The following is a 25,066-nucleotide window of genomic DNA, read 5'->3' as shown; positions in this document are numbered from 1 at the left end:
GATGACTTTACGTATTGGTGTGGTGGGACTCGGCGGTATCGCACAGAAAGCCTGGCTGCCGGTGTTGTCGGCGGCGACGGACTGGACGCTGGTGGGGGCATTTTCGCCGAATCAGGCCAAAGCCCGGCCACTCTGCGACAGTTACCGTATGAACTGTTTCAGTTCCCTGAATGCGCTGGCCGCGGCCTGCGATGCCGTTTTTGTCCACAGCAGCACCGCCACGCACTATGAGGTGGTGAAGGCGCTGCTGCTGGCCGGAAAAGATGTCTGCGTCGATAAGCCGCTGGCGGAAACCCTGGATCAGGCTGAGGCGCTGGTGGCGCTGGCGGAGAAACAGCAGCGTAAGCTGATGGTCGCCTTTAATCGCCGCTTCGCCCCGCGCTATCAGCAGCTGCGGGCGGAGATGGGACACGTCGCTTCCCTGCGGATTGAAAAGCACCGCAGCGACAGCGTCGGGCCTCAGGATCTCCGCTTTACCCTGCTCGATGACTACCTGCACGTCGTCGACACCGCACTCTGGCTCGGCGGCAAGCCTGTTCAGCATGTTCAGGGGCGCATCGACACCAACGAACAGGGACAGATGCTCTACGCTGAGCACCACTTCGCCCTGGAGGGCCTGTCGATCACCACCAGCATGCATCGGCGCGCAGGCAGTCAGCGTGAGCGGGTCAGTGCGACAGGCGACGGTAAATGTATCGACATCAGTGAGATGCGCGACTGGCAGGAAGAGCGGCACGACGGCGTGCTGATCGCTCCGCCTGCCGCCTGGCAGAGCCACCTGACCCAGCGCGGGTTCAGCGGGGCCGCACGCCATTTTATCGACTGCGTGCAGAATCAGACGACGCCTGAAACCAGCGGTGAACAGGCGCTGATGGCGCAGCGTGTGGTGGAAAACCTCTGGCATAGTGCCATTCTGGAATAACGCCTTGTAACACTCCGTGCTGGTCATTTCCCTCCGTGGCAGTAGACTGTCGCCGGGCATCTTTCAGGTGCCCGCGCGACTTCTCCTTTTTACTGATTTTTTCAGGATGCGCCGTCAATTATGAATCTTTTGAAATCGCTGGCAGCGGTCAGTTCCATGACCCTGTTTTCCCGCGTTCTGGGCTTTGCCCGTGATGCCATCGTGGCGCGGGTGTTTGGCGCCGGAATGGCGACCGATGCGTTTTTTGTTGCGTTTAAACTGCCGAATCTGCTGAGGCGTATTTTTGCCGAAGGCGCGTTTTCCCAGGCATTTGTGCCCATTCTCGCGGAATATAAAAGCAAGCAGGGTGAGGAGGCGACACGTCTCTTCCTCTCCTATGTCTCAGGCCTGCTGACACTGGCGCTGGCGCTGGTGACCTTCGCGGGGATGCTCGCTGCGCCCTGGGTGATCATGATTACCGCACCGGGCTTCAGCGACCATGCGGATAAATTTGCCCTGACCAGTTCCCTGCTGCGGGTGACCTTTCCCTACATTATGCTGATCTCGCTGGCGTCGCTGGCGGGTGCGGTGCTGAACACCTGGAACCGCTTCTCGGTGCCAGCTTTTGCGCCGACCCTGCTGAACGTCAGCATGATCAGCTTCGCCCTGTTCGCCGCGCCGCATTTCCATCCGCCGGTGATGGCGCTCGCCTGGGCGGTTGTTGTGGGCGGGGTGCTGCAGCTCGGCTATCAGCTGCCACACCTGAAGAAGCTGGGGATGCTGGTGCTGCCACGCATCAATCTGCGTGACGCAGGCGTCTGGCGCGTAATGCGTCAGATGGGTCCGGCAATTCTTGGCGTTTCGGTCAGTCAGATCTCGCTGATCATCAATACCATCTTCGCCTCGTTCCTGGTGTCGGGTTCCGTCTCCTGGATGTACTACGCCGATCGCCTGATGGAGTTCCCCTCCGGCGTACTGGGCGTGGCGCTGGGTACCATTCTGCTGCCGTCGCTGGCCAAAAGTTTTTCCAGCGGCAATCACGATGAGTATTCCCGGCTGATGGACTGGGGACTGCGCCTCTGCTTCCTGCTGGCACTGCCCTGCGCTGTGGCGCTGGGGATGCTCTCCGGCCCGCTCACCGTGGCGCTGTTCCAGTATGGCAAATTCACGGCCTTTGATGCGCTGATGACGCAGCGTGCGCTGATCGCCTACTCTGTAGGCCTGATGGGCCTGATTGTGGTCAAGGTGCTGGCACCCGGCTTCTATTCACGGCAGGACATCAAAACCCCGGTTAAAATCGCGATTATCACGCTGATCATGACGCAGGTGATGAACCTGGCCTTCATCGGCCCGCTGAAACATGCCGGTCTCTCTCTGTCAATTGGGCTGGCGGCCTGTCTGAATGCCTCGCTGCTCTACTGGCAGCTGCGCAAGAAGCAGATCTTTATGCCTCAGCCGGGCTGGAGCAGCTTTCTGGTGCGTCTGCTGATCGCCGTGGCGGTGATGGCCGGGGCGCTGTTTGCCATGCTGCAATGGATGCCCGCCTGGGAGCAGGGCTCGATGCTGTGGCGACTGCTGCGTCTGGCGCTGGTCTGTTCAGTGGGTGGGGGAAGTTACTTCCTGGCGCTGGCGCTGCTGGGATTCCGGCTGCGCGACTATGCGCGCCGCACCGCTGCCTGACGCTGTTCCTCTTCTGCCATAAAAAAATCCCGCATCAGCGGGATTTTTTTTGCTACTTTTCTGCTCAGGCTTTACGGCTTAACGTGGCCTGGCCTTTACCCATCCCATCCGGGCCATAAAACGCCTGGGTCTGATGCGGCTTCAGCACCTCCAGGGCATCCTGGGTGTAGCGAATCTGATGCTGCAGCAGCATGCCGTTATGCACATTGGCATCCTGCAGACGACGGCTATGCTGCTGGATGACGTCCCAGCGGCGTGCCATGTCGTTCTGACCACGATAAGGTGCCGACACGGACTGACTCTTTTCAGCGGTGCGTCGCATCTCATCCAGATAGTTCAGCGTGCTGAGCAGCGCGCTTTTATCTTCAGTGATGCGCTGCAGCAGGTTGCTGTTAATGTTGCCGCTTGCCAGCTGCTGCTGCTCTTCTTCCAGCACCGCAGAAAGCGATGCCAGCACGTCCTGCATCTTATCTAATGTGGTCTGCAAATTACTCATGGTAACTAATTACCCTCTAAATACGCCTTAGTATCGGCAATCAGCGCATCGGCGATTTTGCCGGTATCCATCTTTAGTTCGCCATTACGAATGGCGGTTTTCAGTTGTTCAACGCGCTCGACGTTGATGTCTTTGCTGCTCGGCTGCATCAGCTGAGACTGCGCGCTGCTCAGATTGACCTGAGCGGCCGCCGCCGGCGCTGCCGCCGGGCTGGCACTCTGACGCACTTTGCTGCTGCCTGGCTCGCTGGTATCGCGGCTCTGTACGGTGCTGGCGGGTTTCAGAGGTTGCGTTCTGTCAATGCTCATATTCGGGCTCCTGTACGGTCAGGGGAAGTCTGCCACCTGAATCATAATAGCGTTATCGCTTTGTTGATTCTTCTATCGGCAGCACGATGGGCTTCTTTAACACTTTACAGCGTTATAAGAATATTCCCATCCTCGCGCACCTTACCGCTGACAATCTGACCATTCCCCATCCTGACGCGAACCCACTGTGAACGGGTGGCGTTGTTCAGCGCCTTGCCCTCACCACTGGCGTCAAAGCCGTCGCCGCTGGCTATCACCATCACACTCTGACCCGCCTTAACCCGCCACGGCTGACGCAGCATTGCAGGGTTGATCGGCTGTCCCGGTGGGATGTCACGCAGGACGACCGCATCGGCCACCGAGTCGCTGTTCAGCAGGGCGCGTGCGGGCAGGGTATCCAGACGCCCCGTCTGCAGCGTGAAGTCGCTTTCGCTGACGCTGCTGCCCCGGCTCAGCAGCCGGTTCGCCACCAGATAGCTCCCGGTCACCTGGACCTGGACCTGGAGATAACGACGGTTTTCACCGCAGTTAGCCGCCACGCTCATGTTGCCCCATAACCGGCTGTTGCCGGGCAGGGTGAACTGAGGCGCCTCACAGGTGGGCCACTGCGCCTGCGGCGTGCGAATCACCACCGTCATGCCCTGAGCATGCTGGGCGTCACGCGCTTTAAAAAACTGGTTCAGTTGTGCATTGAGATCTCCCGCAGAAGCCGGCAGGGCGATCGCGACCAGCAGGCTGGTCAGCAGGGTCAGATATCGACGCATGGTGCAATTCCTCACTGATGATGGCAACGAGTGTAACCGTTAAGAAAAATCCTCAATTGTCAAAATAGCGGTCATTTGAGGCCTTATTCAGACGATGACCCCTTGCTTTTTCAAATTAAGCTGCCAGCTCGAAATTCTCATACGCGGAGGAAACATGCTCGACAAACTGGATGCGGCGCTGAAATTTGGTACGGAGGCCCTCAACCTGCGTGCTCAACGTCAGGAGATCCTGGCGTCAAATATTGCCAACGCCGATACCCCTGGTTATCAGGCCCGGGATATCGACTTTGCCAGCGAGCTGAGTCGGGTGATGTCCAATGGCCGTGCGGAAGGCAGCAGCATGGCGTTGAAGGTCACTTCAGCTCGCCACATTGAAGCACAGACAAACGGCGTACCCTCGATGGACATGCTTTATCGCATTCCCGATCAGCCTTCTGCCGACGGCAACACCGTAGATATGGACCGTGAGCGTACGCAGTTCGCGGATAACAGCCTGAAATATCAAACCGACCTCACCCTCATCAGCAGCCAGATCAAAGGCATGATGAGCGTGTTACAAGGGCAATAATTATGGCCTTGCTGAATATTTTTGACATTGCCGGTTCAGCGATGACCGCGCAATCACAGCGATTAAACGTCAGTGCCAGTAACCTGGCGAACGCCGACAGCGTCACCGGTCCCGATGGCAAGCCTTACGTGGCAAAGCAGGTGGTCTTCCAGACCGATGCGGCGCCGGGCTCAGCGACCGGCGGGGTGAAAGTCGCCCGGGTTGTCGAGGATCCGACGCCAGCGAAACTGGTTTATGACCCGGGCAACCCGATGGCCGATGCCAAAGGCTACGTGAAGATGCCGAACGTGGATGTGGTCTCCGAAAGCGTCAACACCATGTCGGCATCACGCAGCTACCAGGCCAACGTGGAAGTGCTGAACACCGTGAAGTCGATGATGATGAAAACCCTGACGATTGGGCAATAACGGAGAAAAACCATGGCTATCGCGGTAGGCGTTAATGAAAAACTGGATCCGTCGGTTCTCAGCTCCTCCAGTACCGGCACCGGCAACAATGCGCAGGATCTGCAGAATCAGTTCCTGACCATGCTGGTCACCCAGTTACAGAACCAGGATCCCACCAATCCGATGGATAACAGCCAGCTCACCACGCAGCTGGCACAGATCAATACCCTGAGCGGGATTGAAAAACTGAACACCACGCTGGGATCGATCTCCGGCCAGATCAGCACCAGCCAGTCGCTGCAGAGCTCCACGCTGATTGGGCATGGCGTGATGGTCAACGGCAGCCAGATTCTGGTCGGCAACGGCACCACAACGCCTTTTGGTGTTGAGCTCGGCTCCGCCTCGACCGGCGCCACTGCCACCATTAAAGATGCCAGTGGCGCGGTGATTGACACCGTCGATCTGGGCGCGCTGAGCGCTGGCGTGCACACCTTCTCGTGGGACGGCAAGCTGACGGATGGTTCAGTGGCCCCGGATGGAAAATACAGCGTTGCGATTGCTGCAAGCAATGGCAACACACAACTGGTGGCACAACCGCTGAACTACGCCTACGTCAATGGGGTGAGTACCGCGAACGACACCACCAAACTGGATCTCGGCACCATGGGCTCCGCCACCCTTGACGACGTACGTCAGATTCTCTGATTAACCTGTAGACAGGAGACACACACATGTCATTTTCCCAAGCGGTCAGCGGCCTTGGCGCTGCCTCAAGTAACCTTGATGTCATCGGTAACAACATCGCCAACTCCGCCACCGCGGGCTTTAAATCCAGCACCATCGCGTTTGCCGATATGTTTGCCGGTTCTAACGTCGGCCTCGGCACGAAAGTGGCGGCCGTGATCCAGAACTTCAACGACGGTTCCACCACGACTACCAGCCGTGGCCTGGATGTGGCGCTGAGCGGTAACGGTTTCTTCCGCATGACCGACAGCAGCGGCGGCGTGTTCTACTCACGTAATGGTCAGTTCACCCTTGATGCCAACCGTAACCTGGTCAACACCCAGGGCCTGAACGTGACCGGCTATCCTGCCAGCGGTTCACCGGCTACCATCCAGGCGGGTGCAAACCCGGTGGCGATCCGTATTCCGACCGAGCAGATGTCAGCCCGCGCCACCACCACGGCCGGTCTGGTTGCCAACCTGAACTCAACGGACACCACGCCATCTGTGACCACCTTCTCGACGGCGAACGCAGACAGCTACAACAAGAAAACCACGGCAACCGTGTACGACTCGCAGGGTAATGACCATGCGCTCGACATGTACTTCGTAAAAGACACTACCAGTAACAGCTGGACCGTTCATACCATCGACGGCACCACCGGCAGCTCAGCGGGCGACTTCCGCATGACGTTTGATACCAGCGGTAAGCTGACAGGCGTCTCTAAGCTGGATGCAAACGGCGCGGTAGTGAGCACCACCAACGACGGTACCGTTGGCCTGACGCTGAACGTGGGCGGCGCCAACGGCGCGGTCGCGAACCAGCCAATCACCCTGAGCATGCTGGGCAGCCTGCAGCAGAACACCGGCGCCACCACCTTTGGCAGCCCGACGCAGGATGGTTATGCACCAGGCGATCTGACCAGCTACGCCATCAATGATGACGGCACCATCACCGGTACCTACTCCAACCAGAAAACCCAGCTGCTGGGTCAGATTGTGCTGGCGAGCTTCTCTAACCCGGAAGGTCTGCAGTCACAGGGCGACAACGTCTGGGCGGCATCAAGCGCATCCGGTCAGGCAGCAGTCGGTCTGGCTAATACCGGAACCTTTGGTTCTCTGACGGCGGGCGCCCTGGAGTCCTCAAACGTCGATATGAGTAAAGAGCTGGTGAACATGATCGTGGCGCAGCGTAACTATCAGGCGAACGCGCAGACCATCAAAACTCAGGACCAGATTCTCAACACGCTGGTTAACTTACGTTAATTCGCTAACAGGATTGCCATATGGATCACGCGATATATACCGCGATGGGCGCGGCCAGCCAGACGCTGGATCAGCAGGCGGTCACCGCCAGCAACCTCGCCAACGCCTCAACACCAGGCTTTCGTGCGCAGCTCAATGCGCTGCGCGCGGTGCCGGTGAATGGCTGGTCACTGCCAACCCGTACGCTGGTCGCCGCCTCCACACCCGGCGCCGACATGAGCCAGGGCGCGATGGATTACACCGAGCGTCCACTCGATGTGGCGGTGCAGCAGGATGGCTGGCTGGCGGTGCGTACCGCTGACGGCAGCGAAGCTTATACCCGCAACGGCAATATGCAGATCAGCCCGAACGGCACGCTGACGGTTCAGGGCAATCCTGTGATGGGCGACGGCGGTCCGATTGTGATCCCGCAGGGCACCGAAATCACCATCGCGGCTGACGGCTCCATTACCGGCCTGAATGCCGGTGACTCGCCTAACGCCACGGTTCAGCTGGGTAAGCTGAAGCTGGTCAGGGCCACCGGTCAGGAGCTGCAGCGCAGTGATGACGGGATGTTCCGTCCCACGGCTGCGACACAGGCAACCCGCGGTGCGGCGCTGCAGGCTGACGCCACCATGCAGGTGATGCCTGGCGTGCTGGAAGGCAGCAACGTCAAACCGGTGGAAACCATGGTCGATATGATCGCCAACGCCCGACGTTTTGAGATGCAGATGAAAGTCATCACTAACGTCGACGAAAATGAACAAAAAGCCAATCAGCTCCTGAACATGAGCTAAGGCGCGAGGATAACAACATGATTCGTTCTTTATGGATCGCTAAGACCGGTCTTGATGCGCAGCAGATGAACATGGACGTGATTGCCAACAACCTGGCTAACGTCAGCACCAATGGCTTTAAGCGTTCGCGTGCCGTGTTCGAAGATCTGATGTACCAGACCATGCGTCAGCCGGGCACGCAGTCGTCCGAACAGACGACGCTGCCCTCCGGTCTGCAGATCGGCACCGGTGTCCGTCCGGTCACCACTGAGCGTCTGCACACCCAGGGCAACCTGTCACAGACCAGTAATTCAAAAGATATCGCCATTAACGGCCAGGGCTATTTTCAGATTCAGATGCCGGATGGCACCTCTGCTTACACCCGTGACGGCGCGTTTCAGGTGGATCAGAACGGCCAGCTGGTGACCAACTCCGGTTTCCCGGTGCAGCCCGGCATTACCATTCCGGCTAACGCCACCAGCATTACGGTTTCGCGTGACGGTGTGGTCAGCGTGACGCAGCAGGGCCAGGCCCAGGCTGCGCAGGTGGGTCAGCTAACCCTGAGCACCTTCATGAACGATGCCGGTCTCGATAGTGTGGGTGAAAACCTCTACAAGGAAACTCAGGCATCGGGCGCACCGACTGACAGCACCCCAGGCCAGAACGGCGCGGGTCTGCTCTATCAGGGCTATACCGAAACCTCAAACGTTAACGTGGCGGAAGAGCTGGTCACCATGATTCAGACGCAGCGCGCTTACGAAATCAACAGCAAGGCGATCAGTACCTCTGATCAGATGCTGGCGAAATTAACGCAGATTTAATCCCGAACAGGGCCAGCCCATGCTGGCCTGAATGACAGACATTAATAAGGTCGTGACGCCGTGGCGAAGCAACAGATTCTCAAGCCTGGACATTGGTTAGTCGCCTCGCTGCTGCTAACTCTTAACGGTTGTGCCCTGGTCCCCCGGACCCCGCTGGTCGAAGGCGCAACCACAGCACAGCCGATGCCGTCCGCGCCACCGGTGGTAAACGGCTCCATTTTCCAGGGCGTCGCGCCGCTTAACTACGGCTACCAGCCGCTGTTTGAAGACCGCCGTCCACGCAACATTGGCGATACCCTGACCATCACGCTGCAGGAAAACGTCAGTGCCAGCAAAAGCTCTTCCGCCAATGCCAGCCGCGATGGCAGCAACAGCTTTGGCCTGAACGCCGTGCCGACCGGTCTGGCGGGCCTGGTGGGTGCCGGTGGCGAAAAAGCCAATATCAGCGCGGAAGGCAAAAACGATTTCGCCGGGAAAGGGGGCGCATCTGCCAACAACACCTTTACCGGCACCATTACCGTCACGGTGGATCAGGTGTTGTCGAACGGCAACCTGCACGTGGTCGGTGAAAAACAGATCGCCATTAATCAGGGCACGGAGTTCATTCGCTTCTCAGGTGTAGTCAACCCACGCACCATCAGCGCCAGCAACGCCGTGTTATCTACCGCTGTCGCCGATGCACGTATTGAGTACGTCGGAAATGGCTATATCAATGAGGCGCAGACCATGGGTTGGTTACAGCGCTTCTTCCTGAACATCTCGCCGATGTAAGAGGTTTCAATGAAAAAGTTAACGCTGTTGCGCGCCGGGCTGGCGCTGCTGCTGGGCGTCAGCCTGCTGGCAAAAGCCGATTTAATTCGTGACTTAACCACCATCCAGGGGGTTCGCGAAAACCAGTTACTGGGCTATGGCCTGGTTGTGGGTCTCGATGGTACCGGTGACCAGACGACCCAGACGCCGTTTACCACTCAGACCGTCAGCAACATGCTGTCACAGCTGGGGATTACCGTGCCCGCAGGCACCAACATGCAGCTGAAAAACGTGGCGGCGGTTATGGTCACCGCAAAACTACCCGCGTTTGCCCGTCAGGGACAGAACCTGGATGTGGTGGTCTCTTCACTGGGTAACGCCAAAAGCCTGCGCGGCGGCACGCTGTTAATGACGCCGCTGAAAGGGGTCGATAACCAGGTCTATGCGCTGGCGCAGGGAAATATCCTCGTGGGCGGTGCAGGCGCATCGGCAGGCGGCAGCAGTGTTCAGGTTAACCAGCTTAACGGCGGCCGGATTACCGGCGGGGCCACGGTAGAGCGTGAACTGCAGAGCAACTTTGGTTCGCAGAACACCATTAACCTGCAGCTGAACAACGAAGACTTCTCCATGGCGCAGCGAATTGCTGATGCGATTAACGCGCGTGGGGGATATGGCTCGGCTCAGCCGCTGGATGCGCGTACCGTGCAGATCCGCGTCTCACCAAACAATGGCGCGCAGGTGCGTCTGCTGGCCGATATCCAGAACATTAACGTCTCGATTCCGGTCGAAGATGCCAAAGTGATCATCAACTCCCGTACCGGCTCGGTGGTGATGAACCGCGAAGTGACACTGAATCAGTGTGCGGTGGCGCAAGGCAACCTCTCTGTGACGGTCAACCAGCAGCAGAACGTCAGCCAGCCTGATACCCCGCTGGCCGGTGGTCAGACGGTGGCGACAACGCAGACCCAGATCGATCTGCGTCAGAGCGGCGGTGCGCTGCAACGCGTCAACGCCAGCGCCAACCTGAACAACGTGGTGCGTGCGCTGAATGCGCTGGGCGCTTCACCTATCGAGCTGATGTCGATTCTGCAGTCAATGCAGAGTGCCGGCTGTCTGCGTGCCAAACTGGAAATTATCTGATGGCTGATATGCAATCTGTGATGAGTGCGGCTTACGACAGCCGCTCCCTGAATGAACTGAAACACCAGGCCAGCAACGACCCGAAAGGGCATGCGTTGCAGGTGGCGCGTCAGGTCGAAGGGATGTTTGTACAGATGATGCTGAAGAGTATGCGCGAGGCGTTGCCGCAGGACGGCATTATGAGCAACGAACAGACCAAACTCTTCACCTCTATGTATGACCAGCAGATTGCGCAGGAGATGGGGAAACGCGGGCTTGGCCTGGCGGAAACCATCGTCAAACAGATGCAGCCCGCTGTCGCGCCGGATGAGAAAGCCGGAACGGTGCCGATGAAGCTGGATAACAGCTTCATCCTCAGCACCAGCGGGGCGACGCCGATGCCGGCGCAGCAGCTGGAGCAGATGGTGCGTAAAGCTATGCCGCGTCTGCCTGCCGCTTCGCCAACCGGCCTGCCCAGCGACAGCCGCGAGTTTATCGCGCAGCTGACGCAGCCCGCGCAGGCGGCCAGTCAGCAGAGTGGTATCCCTCATCACCTGATTCTGGCGCAGGCGGCGCTGGAGTCGGGCTGGGGCCAGCGTCAGATCCTGACCCGCGACGGCAAACCGAGCTACAACGTCTTCGGCATCAAAGCGAGTGGCGACTGGAAGGGTGACACCACCGACATCATGACCACCGAATATGAGCAGGGCGAAGCGAAAAAAGTCCGGGCCAGCTTCCGGGTCTATAACTCCTATTTCGAGGCGCTGACCGACTACGTCCGGCTCCTGACGAAAAACCCACGCTATGCGGCGGTCACTACCGCATCCAGTGCAGAGCAGGGCGCGCAGGCGCTGCAGGCGGCGGGCTATGCCACCGATCCTAAATATGCGCAGAAGCTGGTGGGAATGATTCAGCAATTCAAAAGCATGGGCGACAAAGTCGTTAAAGCGTACAGCCAGGATATTGGCGACCTGTTCTGATCATTGCGCCTCAAGTTTCACTTAAGCAAGCCGATAACATCACCATAAGCCAGATGCGTTTTCGCCCGCTGGCGTTCATTCAGATCTCTGCCAGCCCGGTTGACGGGGGAACGTAAGGAACCGAGATGTCCAGCATAATTAACTCCGCGATGAGCGGATTGAGTGCCGCACAGGCCGCCCTGAGCACCACCAGTAATAACATCACGAACTACACCGTGGCGGGCTACTCCCGTCAGACAACGGTGCTGGCGCAGGCAAACAGTACCCTGCAGGGCAACAGCTATTACGGCAACGGCGTAAAAATCTCCGGTGTACAGCGCGAGTATGATGCTTTCATCGCAACGCAGTTGCGCGGTGCCAGTGCCAGCTACAGTGCTGTCGATCTCCAGCATAGCCAGATCTCTAATATTGACGATCTGCTGTCGACCTCGACCACGAGTCTCTCCACCTCCTTGCAGGGCTTCTTTACCAACCTGCAGAACGTGGTCAGCAACGCCAACGATCCCTCGGCGCGTCAGTCTATGCTCAGTAACGCTCAGGGTCTGGTCAGCCAGTTTCAGACCACGGCGCAGTATCTGAACAACATGCAGAACAGCGTCAATTCTGATGTCGCCTCCAGCGTGAAACAGATCAACACCTACAGCTCGCAGATTGCCGACCTCAACCAGCAGATTGCCAAACTGACAAACGGCAACGGTGCCGAACCTAACGATCTGCTGGATAAACGCGATCAGCTGGTTAACGAGCTGAATAACGTGGTTGGCGTCACGGTTTCGCAGCAGGATGGCAATTACACCGTATCCATGGCCAACGGCCTGACGCTGGTGAACGGCTACAAATCCAGCGATCTGGTGGCGATGAACTCCAGCAGCGATCCGACACGCACCACCATCGGCTATGTCGACAAACAGGCGGGCAACGTCGAGATCCCGGAAAAGCTGATCACCACCGGATCGCTGGGCGGTCTGCTGGCGTTCCGCTCTCAGGATCTCGATCTGGCACAGAATCAGCTCGGACAGCTGGCGGCGGCCTTTACCACCAGCTTTAACGACGTGCACAAGCAGGGCTTTGACAGCAACGGCGACCAGGGGGTCGATTTCTTTAACATCGGCACTCCGCTGGTGGTCAGCAACAGCAAAAACAGCACCGCTGCGTCCGTCACCGCCGAATGGACTGATACCAGCGCGCTGAAAGCCTCTAACTACACCGTCAGCTATGACGGCAGCAAATGGACTGCCACCCGTGCTTCAGACAGCACGGCGGTCACCATTGCGCAGGGAACCGACGCCAGTGGCAACACGACGCTGAGCTTTGATGGTCTGAAACTGACCGTCGCGGCCACCCCGGCACCTGCCGCAAAAGACAGTTTCCTGGTGAAGCCGGTTCAGAACGTCATTAACGACATGTCCGTAGCGATTACCAGTGAATCCCAGGTAGCCGCGGCGAGCGCCGTGGGCGGCGAAAGTGATAACCGCAATGCGCAGAAGCTGCTGAACCTGCAGGATGTGAAGCTGGTGGGCGGAAATGCCACGCTGTCGCAGGCTTATGCGAGCATCGTCAGCACCGTGGGTAACAAAACCAGCTCGCTGGAAACCACCAGCACCACCCAGAAAAGCGTGGTCAGTCAGCTGACCGATCGCCAGCAGTCGGTCTCTGGCGTAAACCTCGATGAGGAGTACGCCAACCTGACTAAATACCAGCAATATTACATGGCTAATGCGCAGGTGCTGCAGACGGCCAGCACCGTGTTCAACGCATTGATCAATATTCGCTAAGGGCAGGAGATAACATGCGAATCAGTACAAATATGATTTTTGACCAGCAGGTGCGCGGCATTACCGACTCGCAGGCCTCCTGGCTGAAAGTGGGTGAGCAGCTCTCCAGCGGTCGCCGTGTAACGAATCCCTCGGATGACCCGATTGCGGCGTCACGCGCGGTGGTGCTGTCACAGACCCAGCAGAAGGGAAGTCAGTATGCGCTGGCGCGTACCTTTGCTGAGCAGGGGCTCTCCCTGGAAGAGAATGCGCTGAAAGGCGTGACCAGCAGTATTCAGAGCGCACAGACGCTGATCATCAACGGTTCAACCGGTACGCTGAGCGACGATGACCGTGGCTCGATCGCCACCCAGCTGGAGGGGATCCGTGCTCAGTTGCTGAACCAGGCAAACAGCCAGGATGCCAACGGACGCTACATCTTTGCCGGTTATAAAACCGACAGCGCGCCTTTTGTTGATGGTGCCGGAACCGGCGTCACCTACACGGGCGGCACAGAAGCCATCACCCAGAAGGTCGATACCAGCCGTACCATGACCGTGGCGCACACCGGTGACAATGTCTTTATGTCTATCACCAGCAACGCAACCAAAGAGCCGGATGGCAGCGCCAGCGAAACCAACCTGTTTAAGATGCTGGATAGCGCGATTGCCGCACTGAAAGTGCCGCAGAATGATGCTGACGACGCAACCAAAAAGACCTTCCAGGACGCCATGGATAAAACCAACCGCGGCCTTGGCAATGCGCTGAATAATGTTTTAACCGTGCGTGCTGAGATTGGTACCCAGCTGTCTGAAATCGATACGCTGAATGCGCAGGGTGATGACCGCGACGTGATCTATAACTCCCAGATGAGTGACCTGGTGAATGTGGATTACACCGAGGCCGCTTCCAGCTACACCATGCAACAGACGGCACTACAGGCTTCTTATAAGACCTTTACCGACATGTCGAAGATGTCACTGTTTAAGATGAACTCGTAATCTGACCTGAAAATTTGAGCGTACTTTAACCGGATACGCTTAGTTTTTCCCACTCTCCCCTCAGGGAGGGTGGGATTTTTTTTGCCTGTGATATAGCGACTGGCGGAGCAGGGGGACAGAATGGCAGCCATAAAAAAACCCCGGCTAAGGCCGGGGTTCAGATGACAACTGCTGAGAGATTACGGCTTGGTTGCCGGGGCTGTTGCCTGATGCGTGGCGCTGTGACCGCCTGCCGAACCGCGACCGTCGAACTGATACGGTGAACGTACCCAGTCACTGTGCGGAGCCGGTTCTGACTGCCAGGCTGGCGCCGGGGCTTTAGTCATTGGCGCAGAGGCGAAGTGCTTCCAGCGCGTGCCGTCATTGGCTACCGCATCAGCAGCAGGCGCGGCTGCTACCGGCTCGGCTGCGGTCACGGGAGCTGCAGGCGCAACATCGCGCGCGGCAACCGGTGCGTGAGGTTCCTGAACCGGCGCAATGTCAGCATCAGCTGCGACCGGAGCCTTCAGCACCTCTTCAACCTCGGCGGCAATCGCTTCGCTGACATCAACGGCAGCGTGCTCAGCAACGTCAGCTGGCTGTGCGGCATCCGCAGAGGTCGCAACCGGGGTTTCCGTGACCGGTTCAGCAGGAACGGCTTCAGCCGCGACCACTTCTGCTTTTGCTTCGTCTGCAGCAGGAACCACAGAAGGCTGCTGATCAACCGGTGCTTCAATAGCACGGGTGTCGTCAGTGTTCACCACCGGCACGGGCGTTTCTGCCAGTGGCTCGGCCTGCTGTACTGAGGCGTCAACCTCGGCTTCAGCCTGCTGAACTGGCGCATCGGCTTGCGGCGCATTCTGCTCTGCAGAGACGTCTGCCTGTACTGCGGATTCAGCCGCAGCCGCAGCCGCGACCGGCAGCGCAGTGGCTTCTGCGCTCTCTTCAGGGCTGTACGCCGGTGTCTCATGCGTCACATTCTGAACCTGCTCTTCGCTGGCCTGGCTTACCGGGTAGCGAACCCAGACTTTACCGGACGCCATCTCAGGTGAGGCTGCTGCCGCAGCCAGAGGCATTGCAGACTGCGTCGGATAACGCTCATCACGGTAACGGCGACGACGTTGTCCGCTGACGCGCAGATGACGCGGTGAACGACGTGAGCGACGCGGCATATTCGCACCGTCGCGGTTCTCGTTGTCATCCTGATCGTCAGTCTGAGGGCTCTGCAGTTCGGGCTGCGGCTGAGCAACGTCGGCCGGCTGAGGCTGACGCACTTCGGCAGGCTGCGCATTGTCGCTGGCATCCGCTGCCACAGGCTGACGGTTGTCGTCAACGCGGACCTTCTGGTTCAGCTGGCGCGGCTTACGACGCGGCATAACCTGAACGCGTTCCTCTTCCTGTGCGTCAGTCGCTTCCGGCGCATCTGCCACGGCTGACTGCTCAGCGGCTTTGGCGGCTTCTTCACCCGCGCGCTTCTCTTCCTGACGACGACGCTGACGTTCTGCACGCTGTTCACGGCGCTGCTGCTGCTGCTCTTCACGCTGCTGACGCGCTTCTTCGCTCAGTGCCGGACGCTCTTCGCGAGCCTCGCCAGACTGAGACTGACGCTTGTTGCGGCGATTATCGTTGCCATCACGCGGCTCGCGGCTTTCGCGTGGCTCACGGCTCTCACGCGGTTCACGTGGCTCGCGACTTTCACGCGGTTCACGGCCTTCGCGTGACTGTGCATTGTCACCGTTACGCGGCGTGCGTTCACGACGATTGTTGTTGCGACGGTTGTTATTGTTGCGACGCTCGCCGCCACGGGAGGAACTCTGCTCCTGCTCACTTTCTGCGGCTTTCTGCGGTTCAGCAACGGCAGCGGTCTCAGGCTTAGCAGCAGGGGCTTCTTCGCCCGCGAACATTTTTTTCAGGCCACCCAGCAGTCGTCCGAAGAAACCGGTGCTGACGGTCGCTGACGGTGCCACCGCCGGCGCGCCTTTTGCTGCGGGTTTGCTTTCGGTGCGCTTCGCTTCAGGGGCGACTTCAACCGGGGCCGGTGGCGCATCAGGCATCACGAAGGCGGCCAGAGCTGGCTGCTCAGGACGACGACGCTCAGAGTGCTCCTCATCCGACGGCATTGCCATCTCAGCTTCATGCAGCTTCGGCAGGTGATAACTCAGGGTCTGCGTCTCTTCACCTTTACGCACGCGCAGCACGGAGTAGTGTGGGGTCTGCATCTTGTCATCAGGAACGATGATCGCCCGCACACCACCCTGGCGTTTTTCAATCGCGTTGACCGCTTCACGTTTTTCGTTCAGCAGGTAAGAGGCCACCTGAACCGGAACAATCGCGTGCACTTCTTTGGTGTTGTCTTTCAGCGCTTCTTCTTCAATCAGACGCAGAATCGACAGGGCCAGCGACTCGTTATCACGAATGGTGCCGGTGCCGCTACAGCGCGGGCAGACGTGGTGGCTGGACTCACCCAGTGACGGGCTCAGACGCTGACGTGACATCTCCAGCAGGCCGAAACGTGAAATGTGGCTGATCTGAATACGGGCACGATCCTGACGGACCGCTTCACGCAGCCGATTCTCGACGGCGCGCTGATGGCGAACCGGAGTCATATCGATGTAATCGATAACGATCAGCCCGCCCAGGTCGCGCAGACGCAGCTGACGGGCAATCTCATCGGCCGCTTCCAGGTTGGTGTTAAACGCCGTCTCTTCGATGTCACCGCCGCGTGTCGCACGGGCTGAGTTGATATCGATAGCGGTCAGTGCTTCCGTGCTGTCGATGACGATGGAGCCACCGGACGGCAGGCGAACTTCGCGCTGAAACGCGGATTCAATTTGCGATTCGATCTGATAGTGGCTGAACAGCGGGATTTCACCGGTGTAGAGCTTGATTTTGCTGCTGAAGTCCGGACGGCCCAGCGCAGCGATGTGCTGACGCGCCAGCTCCAGGACTTTCGGGTTATCGATAAGGATTTCACCGATGTCCTGACGCAGGTAGTCGCGGAAGGCACGCACAATCACGTTACTTTCTTGATGGATCAGGAAGGGCGCCGGACGGCTCTCTGCGGCTTTTTTGATCGCATCCCAGTGCTTAAGACGGAAACTTAAATCCCACTGCAGCGATTCGGCAGATTTGCCGACGCCGGCGGTACGGACGATCAGGCCCATGCCTTCCGGCAGTTCCAGCGCAGACAGGGCTTCTTTCAGCTCGGTACGGTCGTCACCTTCAATGCGGCGGGAGATACCGCCTGCACGCGGGTTGTTCGGCATCAGCACCAGATAACTGCCCGCCAGCGAGATAAAGGTGGTCAGCGCCGCGCCTTTGTTGCCGCGCTCTTCTTTATCGATCTGAACAATCACTTCCTGACCTTCACGCAGCACATCTTTAATGTTGGGACGGCCATGCGCGTTGTAGCTGGAGGGGAAGTATTCGCGGGAAATTTCTTTTAACGGGAGGAAACCGTGACGCTCTGCGCCGTAGTCGACAAACGCAGCTTCAAGGCTGGGTTCAATGCGAGTGATTTTACCTTTGTAGATGTTGGCTTTTTTCTGTTCGTGTCCGGGGCTTTCGATATCCAGGTCGTACAGACGCTGACCGTCAACCAGGGCAACGCGCAACTCTTCCTGCTGAGTTGCGTTTATTAACATTCTTTTCATCGTGACTTACTCGTTATTCTTTCATGAGTGATTACAGCTGCGGGCATAGTTACCCTGGACGAGTATCAACCGATGGCCCCGTGACTTAGTGCAATGTCGTCAACCTCACGGCTGTCGACCGCGCGAGGGGCGCAAATAACGTCGGTGGCCTGTTTTTCATAAGGGAAAACAGCACCAGATAGTGGAAATGCCTGAGACAATTAAAAAACCCGTGCATCCCATACTGTTGTCCAGGCCGCAACCCGCAGCCCGCTAAGTGCCTGATTTCGCATTACGTCTTACGCCATTGCTGCGTGTCTGCTCAATCCGGCAAAATGACAATTTCGCTCTTTTTCTGCCCTGAAATGCTTCAGGTAAGAAACTCAAGCATTATTCCACTGCTAACCTTCATATAGCAAGGCGACTTTAGCCAGCTTGTGAAGTTTCTTTACATTTAACTTATTAATGTGTCGGACAAAGCAGCGGTTTGCTGAAAAAGTCAGCAGGGAGGCGACCTGCCGCCACATCAACCCCAGAGTTAAGCACAGAAAAAGGGGTGGCGCTATCAGGGGACACTATTTAGAATCGCCGCCATGAAAACAGAGAATCCGGGCGTACAATTTGTCGCCATCACGGCTGAAAATGCCGGACAACGCATTGATAACTTTTTGCGCACCCAGCTCAAGGGTGTGCCAAAAAGCATGGTTTATCGCATCGTTCGCAAAGGCGAGGTGCGGGTGAATAAAAAGCGCGTCAAGCCCGAATATAAGCTGGAGGAGGGCGATGAGGTTCGCATTCCACCGGTGCGGGTCGCCGAACGCGATGACGAGGCCGTGTCACCGAAGCTGGCAAAAGTGGCCTCGCTGGCTGACGCCATTCTGTATGAAGATGAGGCGCTGCTGGTGATGAACAAGCCTTCCGGCACCGCCGTTCACGGAGGCAGCGGGTTGACCTTCGGCGTCATCGAAGGCCTGCGCGCACTGCGTCCCGAAGCACGCTTCCTGGAACTGGTGCATCGCCTGGACCGTGACACCTCCGGTATTCTGCTGGTGGCGAAAAAGCGCTCGGCGCTGCGCTCTCTGCATGAGCAACTGCGCGAAAAGGGGATGCAGAAGGATTATCTGGCGCTGGTGCGCGGCAACTGGCCGTCACATCTGAAAGTGGTTCAGGCTCCGCTGCTGAAAAACATCCTGCAGAGCGGCGAACGCGTGGTGCGCGTCAGCAGCGAAGGCAAACCCTCTGAAACCCGCTTTAAAGTGGAAGAGCGGTTTGAGTTTGCCACGCTGGTGAAGGCCAGCCCGGTAACCGGTCGCACGCACCAGATTCGTGTGCATACGCTGCACGCCGGTCATCCTATCGCTTTTGACGATCGCTATGGCGAACGTGACTTTGACAGTCAGCTGGCGGCAACCGGCTTAAATCGCCTCTTCCTGCACGCGGCGGCCCTGACCTTTACCCATCCTGGCACGGGCGACGTGATGCGGGTGGAAGCGCCGCTGGACGAAGGCCTGAAGCAGTGTCTGCTCAGGTTACGTCAGCGTAAAGGGTGAGTGCTCCGGCATCACGCGGTTAAAGGATTGATGCCGGCCTGCTGCAGCATTGCATTGAGCGCAATCAGCGGCAGGCCGACCAGCGTGTTGGGATCGCGCCCCTCCAGTCGATCAAACAGACAAATTCCCAGCCCCTCACTTTTAAAGCTGCCCGCACACTGAAGCGGCTGCTCTTTCTCAACATAGCCGGTAATCTCTGCCTCGGTTAAGGTGCGGAAATGCACCACAAAAGGTTCACACGCCTGCAGCAGTGTGCTACTGGCGGGATGACAGAGTGCCAGGCCGGTATAAAACGTAATCGCTTTGCCGCTGGCGGCACGCAGTTGCGCCCGCGCCTTCTCTGCGGTGTGAGGCTTTCCGGTAATCACGCCATCCAGTACACAGACCTGGTCAGAGCCGATAATCCAGTGACCGGGGTAGGTTTCTCCCAGTGCCTGCGCTTTGGCTTTGGCAAGTCGCGTCACCAGCGCCTGCGCCGATTCACCCGGCAGCGGCGACTCATCTACTTCTGGCGCAGCCGTAATAAAAGGCAGCCCCAGCTTGCGCAGCAGCGCCTGTCGGAAGGGGGAGGTCGAAGCTAAAAGAATCGATGGCGTCATTTTTTTTCAATAGTAATAGCGAATTGGTGACAGTCATTTTAAACTGTGCGCCGCACTGGATGCGAATAGTGGTTGAAAGATGCTGTTTAACGGCCTTTTTCTTTGACTCTATGACATTACAAAGTTAATATGCGCGCCCTATGCAAAAGGTAAAATTACCCCTAACGCTGGACCCTGTCCGCACCGCTCAGAAGCGCCTTGATTATCAGGGTGTCTACACATCTGCACAGGTGGAGCGTGTGGCCGAGTCGGTCGTTAGTGTGGACAGTGATGTGGATTGTGCCATGTCGTTCGCGGTTGATAGCCAACGTCTGGCGGTACTGACGGGTACTGCTGAAGTTCAGGTGACGTTACGTTGTCAGCGCTGCAACCAGACCTTTCCCCATCACGTAAAAGTCAGTTTTTGTTTCAGTCCCGTCTCTTCTGAAGAGCAGGCCGAAGCATTGCCGGAAGCGTACGAGCCGGTCGATGTCAACGAATTTGGTGAGATCGATCTGCTGGCGGTTGTTGAGGATGAACTGATCCTCGCGCTGCCGGTCGTTCCGGTGCACGATTCTGAACACTGTGAAGTGTCCGAGGCGGACATGGTCTTTGGCAAACTGCCTGCAGAGGCGGAGAAACCAAATCCATTTGCCGTATTAGCCAGTTTAAAGCGTAAGTAATAGGAGTAAGGTCCATGGCCGTACAACAGAATAAACCCACCCGTTCTAAGCGTGGTATGCGTCGTTCGCACGATGCGCTGACCACTGCTGCTCTGTCAGTAGATAAAGTTTCTGGCGAAACTCATCTGCGTCACCACATCACTGCGGACGGTTACTACCGCGGTCGCAAGGTTATCGTTAAGTAAGTTTCTTGCTTAGCAAGGCGATACCTTGACACGTTTGACCCTGGCGATTGATGCCATGGGCGGGGACTTCGGTCCCTGCGTGACAGTGCCTGCAGCATTGCAGGCACTGGCCTCTCATTCGGAACTATTCCTTCTTCTTGTCGGATATCCCGACACTCTCATGCCATTGCTTGCCAAAGCGGATTCCTCCCTGATGGGGCGTTTGCAGGTTATCCCTGCCGAATCGGTTATTGCAAGTGATGCGCGGCCCGCTCAGGCCATCCGGAACAGTCGCGGCAGCTCAATGCGTGTGGCGCTGGAGATGGTGAAAGAGGGACGTGCCCAGGCCTGCATCAGCGCCGGTAACACCGGGGCTTTGATGGGGCTGTCGACACTCTTATTAAAACCGCTGGATGGCATTAAGCGTCCGGCGCTGATGTCCGTTTTACCGCATCAGCAGCAGGGTAAAACGGTGGTACTCGATCTGGGCGCGAATGTGGACTCAGACAGTGCGATGCTGGTGCAGTTTGCCGTGATGGGTTCCGTGATGGCCGAGTATGTACTGGGGATTTCACAGCCCCGTGTTGCATTGCTCAACATCGGTCATGAAGAGACCAAAGGGCTGGAAACGATCCGTGACGCCGCGGTTATGCTGCGAGAATCACCGCACATCAACTATATTGGTTACCTCGAAGGTAACGAGCTGCTGACCGGTAAAACCGATGTCATGGTCTGTGACGGTTTTGTCGGGAACGTCACGCTGAAGACGATGGAAGGCGTGGTAAGAATGTTTCTTTCTCTGCTGAAGTCCTCAGGGGAAGGCAAAAAACGGTCATGGTGGCTTCAGTTGCTGGGGCGCTGGGTTCAGAAACGTCTGGCAAAGCGCTTCGGGCATCTCAACCCCGACCAGTACAATGGCGCTTGTCTGTTAGGATTGCGCGGAACAGTGATCAAGAGTCACGGCGCAGCAAATCAACACGCCTTCGCCGTGGCGATAGAACAGGCAGAGCAGGCGGTGAGGCAGCAAATTCCCGAACGAATTGCTGCGCGCCTTGATGCTGTATTAGCCAGGAGTGACAAAGCCTAGATGTATACCAAAATTATCGGTACGGGCAGTTATCTGCCCAGCCAGGTTCGCACCAATGCCGATCTGGAAAAAATGGTGGAGACGTCGGACGAGTGGATTGTTACCCGTACCGGCATCCGTGAGCGTCGCATTGCTGCACCTGACGAAACCGTCGCCACCATGGGATTCAGCGCCGCTCAGCGCGCGCTGGAAATGGCCGGCATTGAGGCGAATGACGTTGGGCTGATCATTGTCGCCACAACCTCTTCCAGCCATGCCTTCCCGAGCTCCGCCTGCATGATCCAGCAAATGCTGGAGATCAAAGACTGCGCGGCGTTTGACCTTGCGGCCGCCTGCGCCGGTTTCACCTATGCACTGAGCGTGGCCGATCAATACATCAAAAATGGCGCCGTAAAACATGCGCTGGTGATTGGTGCTGATGTGCTGGCGCGCGCGCTGGATCCGGAAGATCGCGGCACCATCATCCTGTTCGGTGATGGCGCGGGTGCGGTTGTGCTGGGCCAGAGCGAAGAGCAGGGGATCATCTCTACTCATCTGCACGCCGACGGTCGCTATTCGCAGCTGCTGACCCTGCCTTATCAGGATCGCGCGCATCAGGATCAGCCTGCCTATCTCACCATGGCGGGCAACGAAGTCTTTAAGGTCGCCGTAACCGAGCTGGCCCACATCGTTGACGAAACGCTGCAGGCCAATAATCTCGATCGTGAAATGCTGGACTGGCTGGTGCCGCATCAGGCTAACCTGCGCATCATCAGCGCCACCGCCAAAAAACTCGGCATGACCATGGATAAAGTGGTCGTCACACTGGATCGCCACGGCAACACCTCTGCCGCCTCGGTGCCAAGCGCACTGGACGAAGCGGTTCGTGATGGCCGCATCAAACCCGGACACCTTATTCTGCTGGAAGCCTTTGGTGGTGGATTCACCTGGGGTTCTGCGCTGGTTCGCTTTTGATTGACAGGAACGAAAGATGACGCAAATTGCATTTGTTTTTCCCGGTCAGGGTTCACAGACCGTGGGCATGCTGGCTGAATTAGCAGCCACTTATCCGCAGGTTGAAGAGACCTTCCGTGAAGCTTCTGACGCGCTGGGATACGATCTGTGGCAGTTAGTCAGTCAGGGTCCGGCTGAAGAGCTGAATAAAACCTGGCAGACTCAGCCAGCCCTGCTGGCCGCCTCCGTGGCTATCTACCGTGTCTGGCAGGCGCAGGGCGGCGAACAGCCCGTTCTGATGGCCGGTCACAGCCTGGGTGAGTACTCGGCACTGGTGTGTGCAGGCGTGCTCAACTTCGCTGACGCGGTGAAACTGGTTGAACTGCGCGGCAAACTGATGCAGGAAGCGGTGCCGGAAGGCACGGGCGCAATGCAGGCGATTATTGGCCTGGATGACGCCGCTATCCGTCAGGCCTGTGAAGAGAGTGCTCAGGGCCAGGTTGTTTCGCCGGTAAACTTCAACTCGCCGGGCCAGGTGGTCATTGCGGGTAACAAAGAAGCCGTTGAACGTGCAGGCGCGGCCTGTAAAGCAGCGGGTGCTAAGCGTGCCTTACCGCTGCCGGTCAGCGTGCCTTCCCACTGCGCACTGATGAAGCCCGCTGCCGACAAACTGGCGGTGGCGCTTGAAGGCATAACGTTTAATACGCCAGCCGTGCCGGTCATTAATAATGTCGATGTCAAAGCAGAATCCGACGCGTCGGCTATCCGCCATGCGCTGGTTCGTCAGCTTTACAGCCCGGTTCGCTGGACCGAGAGCGTCGAAGCGATGGCAGCACAGGGTGTGACACACCTGCTGGAGATGGGTCCGGGCAAAGTCCTGACCGGTCTGACCAAACGCATTGTCGATACCCTGACCGCTGCTGCCGTGAACGATACGGCTTCACTGAACGCTGCACTCGGAAAGGAATAAGAGGAAAATCATGAGCTTTGAAGGTAAAGTTGCGCTGGTTACCGGCGCGAGTCGCGGCATTGGTCGTGCGATTGCAGAAACCCTGGTGGCACGCGGTGCTAGAGTCGTCGGAACTGCAACCAGCCAGAGTGGCGCCGACGCCATCAGTGCTTACCTTGGCGACAAGGGCAAGGGCCTGTTACTGAATGTGACTGACGCTGACTCCATTAACAGCGTTTTAGAGAATATTCGCGCTGAATTTGGCGAAGTGGATATTTTAGTCAATAATGCAGGCATTACGCGTGACAATCTTCTCATGCGCATGAAGGACGATGAGTGGCAGGATATCCTGGATACTAACCTCACATCGGTATTCCGCCTTTCTAAGGCGGTTCTGCGTGCCATGATGAAAAAGCGCGTGGGCCGTATCATCACCATTGGTTCCGTTGTCGGCACCATGGGTAACGCGGGCCAGGCAAACTACGCAGCAGCAAAAGCGGGTTTGATTGGCTTTAGCAAATCACTGGCGCGCGAAATCGCGTCACGTGGCATTACCGTCAACGTCGTGGCTCCAGGCTTTATTGAGACTGACATGACGCGGGCACTGAACGAAGATCAACGTTCCGGTATTTTGGCGGAAGTGCCAGCGGGTCGCTTAGGCGAAGCGCAGGAAATCGCCAATGCTGTGGCATTTTTAGCCTCTGACGAAGCAGCCTACATCACAGGTGAAACGCTGCACGTCAATGGCGGAATGTACATGGTCTGATAAATCACGAAATCATTTGCATTATTTGCGGTTAAAACCGCAAAATAACGCAAAATCGTGGTTAGACCAGCCGGGATTTTGTTGCATCTTTTTCACCATTTTATACACTACGAAAACCATCGCGAAAGCGAGTTTTGATAGGAAATTAAATAGTATGAGCGATATCGAACAACGCGTTAAGAAAATCATCAGTGAGCAGCTGGGTGTGAAAGAGGAAGAAGTCACCAACTCTGCATCTTTCGTAGAAGACCTGGGTGCCGATTCTCTTGATACCGTTGAGCTGGTGATGGCTCTGGAAGAAGAGTTTGATACTGAGATTCCAGACGAAGAAGCTGAGAAAATCACTACCGTTCAGGCAGCGATCGACTACATCAATAGCCATAAAGGCTAATGAATATCTTCAGGCGGTCGCTCGACCGCCTGATTTTTTTGTTTGTCCCACATAGTTCCTATTTCCCCTCCCTGGAGGACGAA

General features: G+C 57.5%; 26 protein-coding genes. 21 read left to right on the top strand and 5 right to left on the bottom strand.

What is annotated here, in order from left to right:
- The first annotated feature begins 1 nt into the window (after window position 1).
- Window positions 2–922, top strand: coding sequence for a Gfo/Idh/MocA family protein (locus F3I47_RS03685; protein ID WP_150029681.1), 921 nt, complete (start codon window positions 2–4; stop codon window positions 920–922).
- Between the two features lie 120 nt (window positions 923–1,042).
- Entirely contained in the window at window positions 1,043–2,581 is a 1,539-nt protein-coding gene (gene murJ / locus F3I47_RS03680) for a murein biosynthesis integral membrane protein MurJ (RefSeq protein WP_150029680.1), read from the top strand.
- Between the two features lie 64 nt (window positions 2,582–2,645).
- On the opposite strand, the gene flgN is transcribed toward murJ, so the two are convergent.
- The 3 genes from flgN to flgA all read right to left on the bottom strand — a co-directional run bounded on the left by flgN (window position 2,646) and on the right by flgA (window position 4,149).
- A complete protein-coding gene (flgN, locus tag F3I47_RS03675) occupies window positions 2,646–3,077 on the bottom strand; it encodes a flagellar export chaperone FlgN (protein ID WP_009090889.1) in 432 nt (143 codons plus the stop codon).
- 5 nt (window positions 3,078–3,082) lie between these two features.
- Complete coding sequence (gene flgM / locus F3I47_RS03670; protein ID WP_009090886.1) at window positions 3,083–3,385, bottom strand: flagellar biosynthesis anti-sigma factor FlgM; 303 nt, start codon at window positions 3,383–3,385, stop codon at window positions 3,083–3,085.
- 104 nt (window positions 3,386–3,489) lie between these two features.
- On the bottom strand, window positions 3,490–4,149 hold the full coding sequence (flgA, locus tag F3I47_RS03665) for a flagellar basal body P-ring formation chaperone FlgA (protein WP_058957505.1): 660 nt from the start codon (window positions 4,147–4,149) through the stop codon (window positions 3,490–3,492).
- A gap of 154 nt (window positions 4,150–4,303) precedes the next feature.
- On the opposite strand from flgA, the gene flgB reads away from it, so the two are divergent.
- The 11 genes from flgB to flgL all read left to right on the top strand — a co-directional run bounded on the left by flgB (window position 4,304) and on the right by flgL (window position 14,271).
- Complete coding sequence (gene flgB, locus F3I47_RS03660) at window positions 4,304–4,717, top strand: flagellar basal body rod protein FlgB (protein ID WP_009090882.1); 414 nt, start codon at window positions 4,304–4,306, stop codon at window positions 4,715–4,717.
- A 2-nt stretch (window positions 4,718–4,719) separates the two neighbouring features.
- Entirely contained in the window at window positions 4,720–5,124 is a 405-nt protein-coding gene (gene flgC, locus F3I47_RS03655; RefSeq protein ID WP_009090881.1) for a flagellar basal body rod protein FlgC, read from the top strand.
- Window positions 5,125–5,136: 12 nt separating this feature from the next.
- Window positions 5,137–5,808 (top strand): flagellar hook assembly protein FlgD, encoded by a 672-nt coding sequence (gene flgD, locus F3I47_RS03650; RefSeq protein WP_009090880.1) that lies wholly within the window; start codon window positions 5,137–5,139, stop codon window positions 5,806–5,808.
- A 26-nt stretch (window positions 5,809–5,834) separates the two neighbouring features.
- Window positions 5,835–7,091, top strand: coding sequence for a flagellar hook protein FlgE (flgE, locus tag F3I47_RS03645; protein ID WP_046101593.1), 1,257 nt, complete (start codon window positions 5,835–5,837; stop codon window positions 7,089–7,091).
- Window positions 7,092–7,111: 20 nt separating this feature from the next.
- Entirely contained in the window at window positions 7,112–7,867 is a 756-nt protein-coding gene (locus tag F3I47_RS03640) for a flagellar basal body rod protein FlgF (RefSeq protein WP_009090878.1), read from the top strand.
- A 17-nt stretch (window positions 7,868–7,884) separates the two neighbouring features.
- Window positions 7,885–8,667, top strand: a complete 783-nt coding sequence (gene flgG / locus F3I47_RS03635) for a flagellar basal-body rod protein FlgG (RefSeq protein ID WP_009090877.1) — start codon at window positions 7,885–7,887, stop codon at window positions 8,665–8,667.
- Window positions 8,668–8,727: 60 nt separating this feature from the next.
- Entirely contained in the window at window positions 8,728–9,438 is a 711-nt protein-coding gene (locus F3I47_RS03630; RefSeq protein ID WP_033736336.1) for a flagellar basal body L-ring protein FlgH, read from the top strand.
- 9 nt (window positions 9,439–9,447) lie between these two features.
- Window positions 9,448–10,557, top strand: coding sequence for a flagellar basal body P-ring protein FlgI (locus tag F3I47_RS03625; protein WP_009090875.1), 1,110 nt, complete (start codon window positions 9,448–9,450; stop codon window positions 10,555–10,557).
- The gene (gene flgJ, locus F3I47_RS03620) at window positions 10,557–11,516 is read left to right on the top strand and encodes a flagellar assembly peptidoglycan hydrolase FlgJ (RefSeq protein WP_009090874.1); all 960 of its coding nucleotides are present in this window, start codon (window positions 10,557–10,559) and stop codon (window positions 11,514–11,516) included. The genes F3I47_RS03625 and flgJ overlap by 1 nt, the downstream gene beginning before the upstream one ends.
- A gap of 125 nt (window positions 11,517–11,641) precedes the next feature.
- Complete coding sequence (gene flgK / locus F3I47_RS03615; protein ID WP_046101594.1) at window positions 11,642–13,291, top strand: flagellar hook-associated protein FlgK; 1,650 nt, start codon at window positions 11,642–11,644, stop codon at window positions 13,289–13,291.
- Window positions 13,292–13,305: 14 nt separating this feature from the next.
- Window positions 13,306–14,271: a flagellar hook-associated protein FlgL gene (gene flgL, locus F3I47_RS03610; protein ID WP_046101595.1), complete on the top strand. Its 966-nt coding sequence runs from the start codon at window positions 13,306–13,308 to the stop codon at window positions 14,269–14,271.
- A 179-nt stretch (window positions 14,272–14,450) separates the two neighbouring features.
- Here the strand turns inward: flgL and rne are convergent, their stop codons facing one another.
- A complete protein-coding gene (gene rne, locus F3I47_RS03605; RefSeq protein ID WP_150029679.1) occupies window positions 14,451–17,903 on the bottom strand; it encodes a ribonuclease E in 3,453 nt (1,150 codons plus the stop codon).
- Window positions 17,904–18,475: 572 nt separating this feature from the next.
- On the opposite strand from rne, the gene rluC reads away from it, so the two are divergent.
- On the top strand, window positions 18,476–19,432 hold the full coding sequence (gene rluC / locus F3I47_RS03600; RefSeq protein WP_009090870.1) for a 23S rRNA pseudouridine(955/2504/2580) synthase RluC: 957 nt from the start codon (window positions 18,476–18,478) through the stop codon (window positions 19,430–19,432).
- An 11-nt stretch (window positions 19,433–19,443) separates the two neighbouring features.
- Here the strand turns inward: rluC and F3I47_RS03595 are convergent, their stop codons facing one another.
- Window positions 19,444–20,031, bottom strand: a complete 588-nt coding sequence (locus tag F3I47_RS03595) for a nucleoside triphosphate pyrophosphatase (RefSeq protein ID WP_150029678.1) — start codon at window positions 20,029–20,031, stop codon at window positions 19,444–19,446.
- Window positions 20,032–20,171: 140 nt separating this feature from the next.
- Here F3I47_RS03595 and yceD point away from each other — a divergent pair, with 140 nt between their 5' ends.
- The 7 genes from yceD (at window position 20,172) to acpP (ending at window position 24,983) form a co-directional block, all read left to right on the top strand.
- Window positions 20,172–20,693, top strand: a complete 522-nt coding sequence (yceD, locus tag F3I47_RS03590; RefSeq protein ID WP_009090867.1) for a 23S rRNA accumulation protein YceD — start codon at window positions 20,172–20,174, stop codon at window positions 20,691–20,693.
- 14 nt (window positions 20,694–20,707) lie between these two features.
- Window positions 20,708–20,878, top strand: coding sequence for a 50S ribosomal protein L32 (gene rpmF / locus F3I47_RS03585; RefSeq protein ID WP_003849870.1), 171 nt, complete (start codon window positions 20,708–20,710; stop codon window positions 20,876–20,878).
- A gap of 25 nt (window positions 20,879–20,903) precedes the next feature.
- Window positions 20,904–21,944 carry a phosphate acyltransferase PlsX gene (gene plsX / locus F3I47_RS03580; RefSeq protein WP_150029677.1) on the top strand — a complete coding sequence of 347 codons (1,041 nt, stop codon included), beginning with the start codon at window positions 20,904–20,906 and terminating at the stop codon, window positions 21,942–21,944.
- Entirely contained in the window at window positions 21,945–22,898 is a 954-nt protein-coding gene (locus tag F3I47_RS03575) for a beta-ketoacyl-ACP synthase III (protein ID WP_150029676.1), read from the top strand. It abuts the gene before it with no gap.
- 16 nt (window positions 22,899–22,914) lie between these two features.
- Complete coding sequence (gene fabD, locus F3I47_RS03570) at window positions 22,915–23,847, top strand: ACP S-malonyltransferase (RefSeq protein WP_009090863.1); 933 nt, start codon at window positions 22,915–22,917, stop codon at window positions 23,845–23,847.
- 10 nt (window positions 23,848–23,857) lie between these two features.
- Window positions 23,858–24,592, top strand: a complete 735-nt coding sequence (gene fabG, locus F3I47_RS03565) for a 3-oxoacyl-ACP reductase FabG (RefSeq protein WP_009090862.1) — start codon at window positions 23,858–23,860, stop codon at window positions 24,590–24,592.
- A 154-nt stretch (window positions 24,593–24,746) separates the two neighbouring features.
- Entirely contained in the window at window positions 24,747–24,983 is a 237-nt protein-coding gene (gene acpP / locus F3I47_RS03560) for an acyl carrier protein (RefSeq protein WP_003849865.1), read from the top strand.
- Window positions 24,984–25,066: the final 83 nt, after the last annotated feature.

The organism is Pantoea sp. M_10 (assembly GCF_008631515.1).
Taxonomy (GTDB): domain Bacteria; phylum Pseudomonadota; class Gammaproteobacteria; order Enterobacterales; family Enterobacteriaceae; genus Pantoea; species Pantoea anthophila.
The sequence above is the reverse complement of the archived record's forward strand: the minus strand, read 5'-3'. Positions and strand labels throughout refer to the sequence as shown.

Bases quoted from the DNA above. Each gene is read 5' to 3' on its own strand.
- F3I47_RS03685 (WP_150029681.1), top strand. From the start codon at position 2: ATGACTTTACGTATTGGTGTGGTGGGACTCGGCGGTATCGCACAGAAA.
- murJ (WP_150029680.1), top strand. From the start codon at position 1,043: ATGAATCTTTTGAAATCGCTGGCAGCGGTCAGTTCCATGACCCTGTTT.
- flgN (WP_009090889.1), bottom strand. From the start codon at position 3,077: ATGAGTAATTTGCAGACCACATTAGATAAGATGCAGGACGTGCTGGCA.
- flgM (WP_009090886.1), bottom strand. From the start codon at position 3,385: ATGAGCATTGACAGAACGCAACCTCTGAAACCCGCCAGCACCGTACAG.
- flgA (WP_058957505.1), bottom strand. From the start codon at position 4,149: ATGCGTCGATATCTGACCCTGCTGACCAGCCTGCTGGTCGCGATCGCC.
- flgB (WP_009090882.1), top strand. From the start codon at position 4,304: ATGCTCGACAAACTGGATGCGGCGCTGAAATTTGGTACGGAGGCCCTC.
- flgC (WP_009090881.1), top strand. From the start codon at position 4,720: ATGGCCTTGCTGAATATTTTTGACATTGCCGGTTCAGCGATGACCGCG.
- flgD (WP_009090880.1), top strand. From the start codon at position 5,137: ATGGCTATCGCGGTAGGCGTTAATGAAAAACTGGATCCGTCGGTTCTC.
- flgE (WP_046101593.1), top strand. From the start codon at position 5,835: ATGTCATTTTCCCAAGCGGTCAGCGGCCTTGGCGCTGCCTCAAGTAAC.
- F3I47_RS03640 (WP_009090878.1), top strand. From the start codon at position 7,112: ATGGATCACGCGATATATACCGCGATGGGCGCGGCCAGCCAGACGCTG.
- flgG (WP_009090877.1), top strand. From the start codon at position 7,885: ATGATTCGTTCTTTATGGATCGCTAAGACCGGTCTTGATGCGCAGCAG.
- F3I47_RS03625 (WP_009090875.1), top strand. From the start codon at position 9,448: ATGAAAAAGTTAACGCTGTTGCGCGCCGGGCTGGCGCTGCTGCTGGGC.
- flgJ (WP_009090874.1), top strand. From the start codon at position 10,557: ATGGCTGATATGCAATCTGTGATGAGTGCGGCTTACGACAGCCGCTCC.
- flgK (WP_046101594.1), top strand. From the start codon at position 11,642: ATGTCCAGCATAATTAACTCCGCGATGAGCGGATTGAGTGCCGCACAG.
- flgL (WP_046101595.1), top strand. From the start codon at position 13,306: ATGCGAATCAGTACAAATATGATTTTTGACCAGCAGGTGCGCGGCATT.
- rne (WP_150029679.1), bottom strand. From the start codon at position 17,903: ATGAAAAGAATGTTAATAAACGCAACTCAGCAGGAAGAGTTGCGCGTT.
- rluC (WP_009090870.1), top strand. From the start codon at position 18,476: ATGAAAACAGAGAATCCGGGCGTACAATTTGTCGCCATCACGGCTGAA.
- F3I47_RS03595 (WP_150029678.1), bottom strand. From the start codon at position 20,031: ATGACGCCATCGATTCTTTTAGCTTCGACCTCCCCCTTCCGACAGGCG.
- yceD (WP_009090867.1), top strand. From the start codon at position 20,172: ATGCAAAAGGTAAAATTACCCCTAACGCTGGACCCTGTCCGCACCGCT.
- rpmF (WP_003849870.1), top strand. From the start codon at position 20,708: ATGGCCGTACAACAGAATAAACCCACCCGTTCTAAGCGTGGTATGCGT.
- F3I47_RS03575 (WP_150029676.1), top strand. From the start codon at position 21,945: ATGTATACCAAAATTATCGGTACGGGCAGTTATCTGCCCAGCCAGGTT.
- fabD (WP_009090863.1), top strand. From the start codon at position 22,915: ATGACGCAAATTGCATTTGTTTTTCCCGGTCAGGGTTCACAGACCGTG.
- fabG (WP_009090862.1), top strand. From the start codon at position 23,858: ATGAGCTTTGAAGGTAAAGTTGCGCTGGTTACCGGCGCGAGTCGCGGC.
- acpP (WP_003849865.1), top strand. From the start codon at position 24,747: ATGAGCGATATCGAACAACGCGTTAAGAAAATCATCAGTGAGCAGCTG.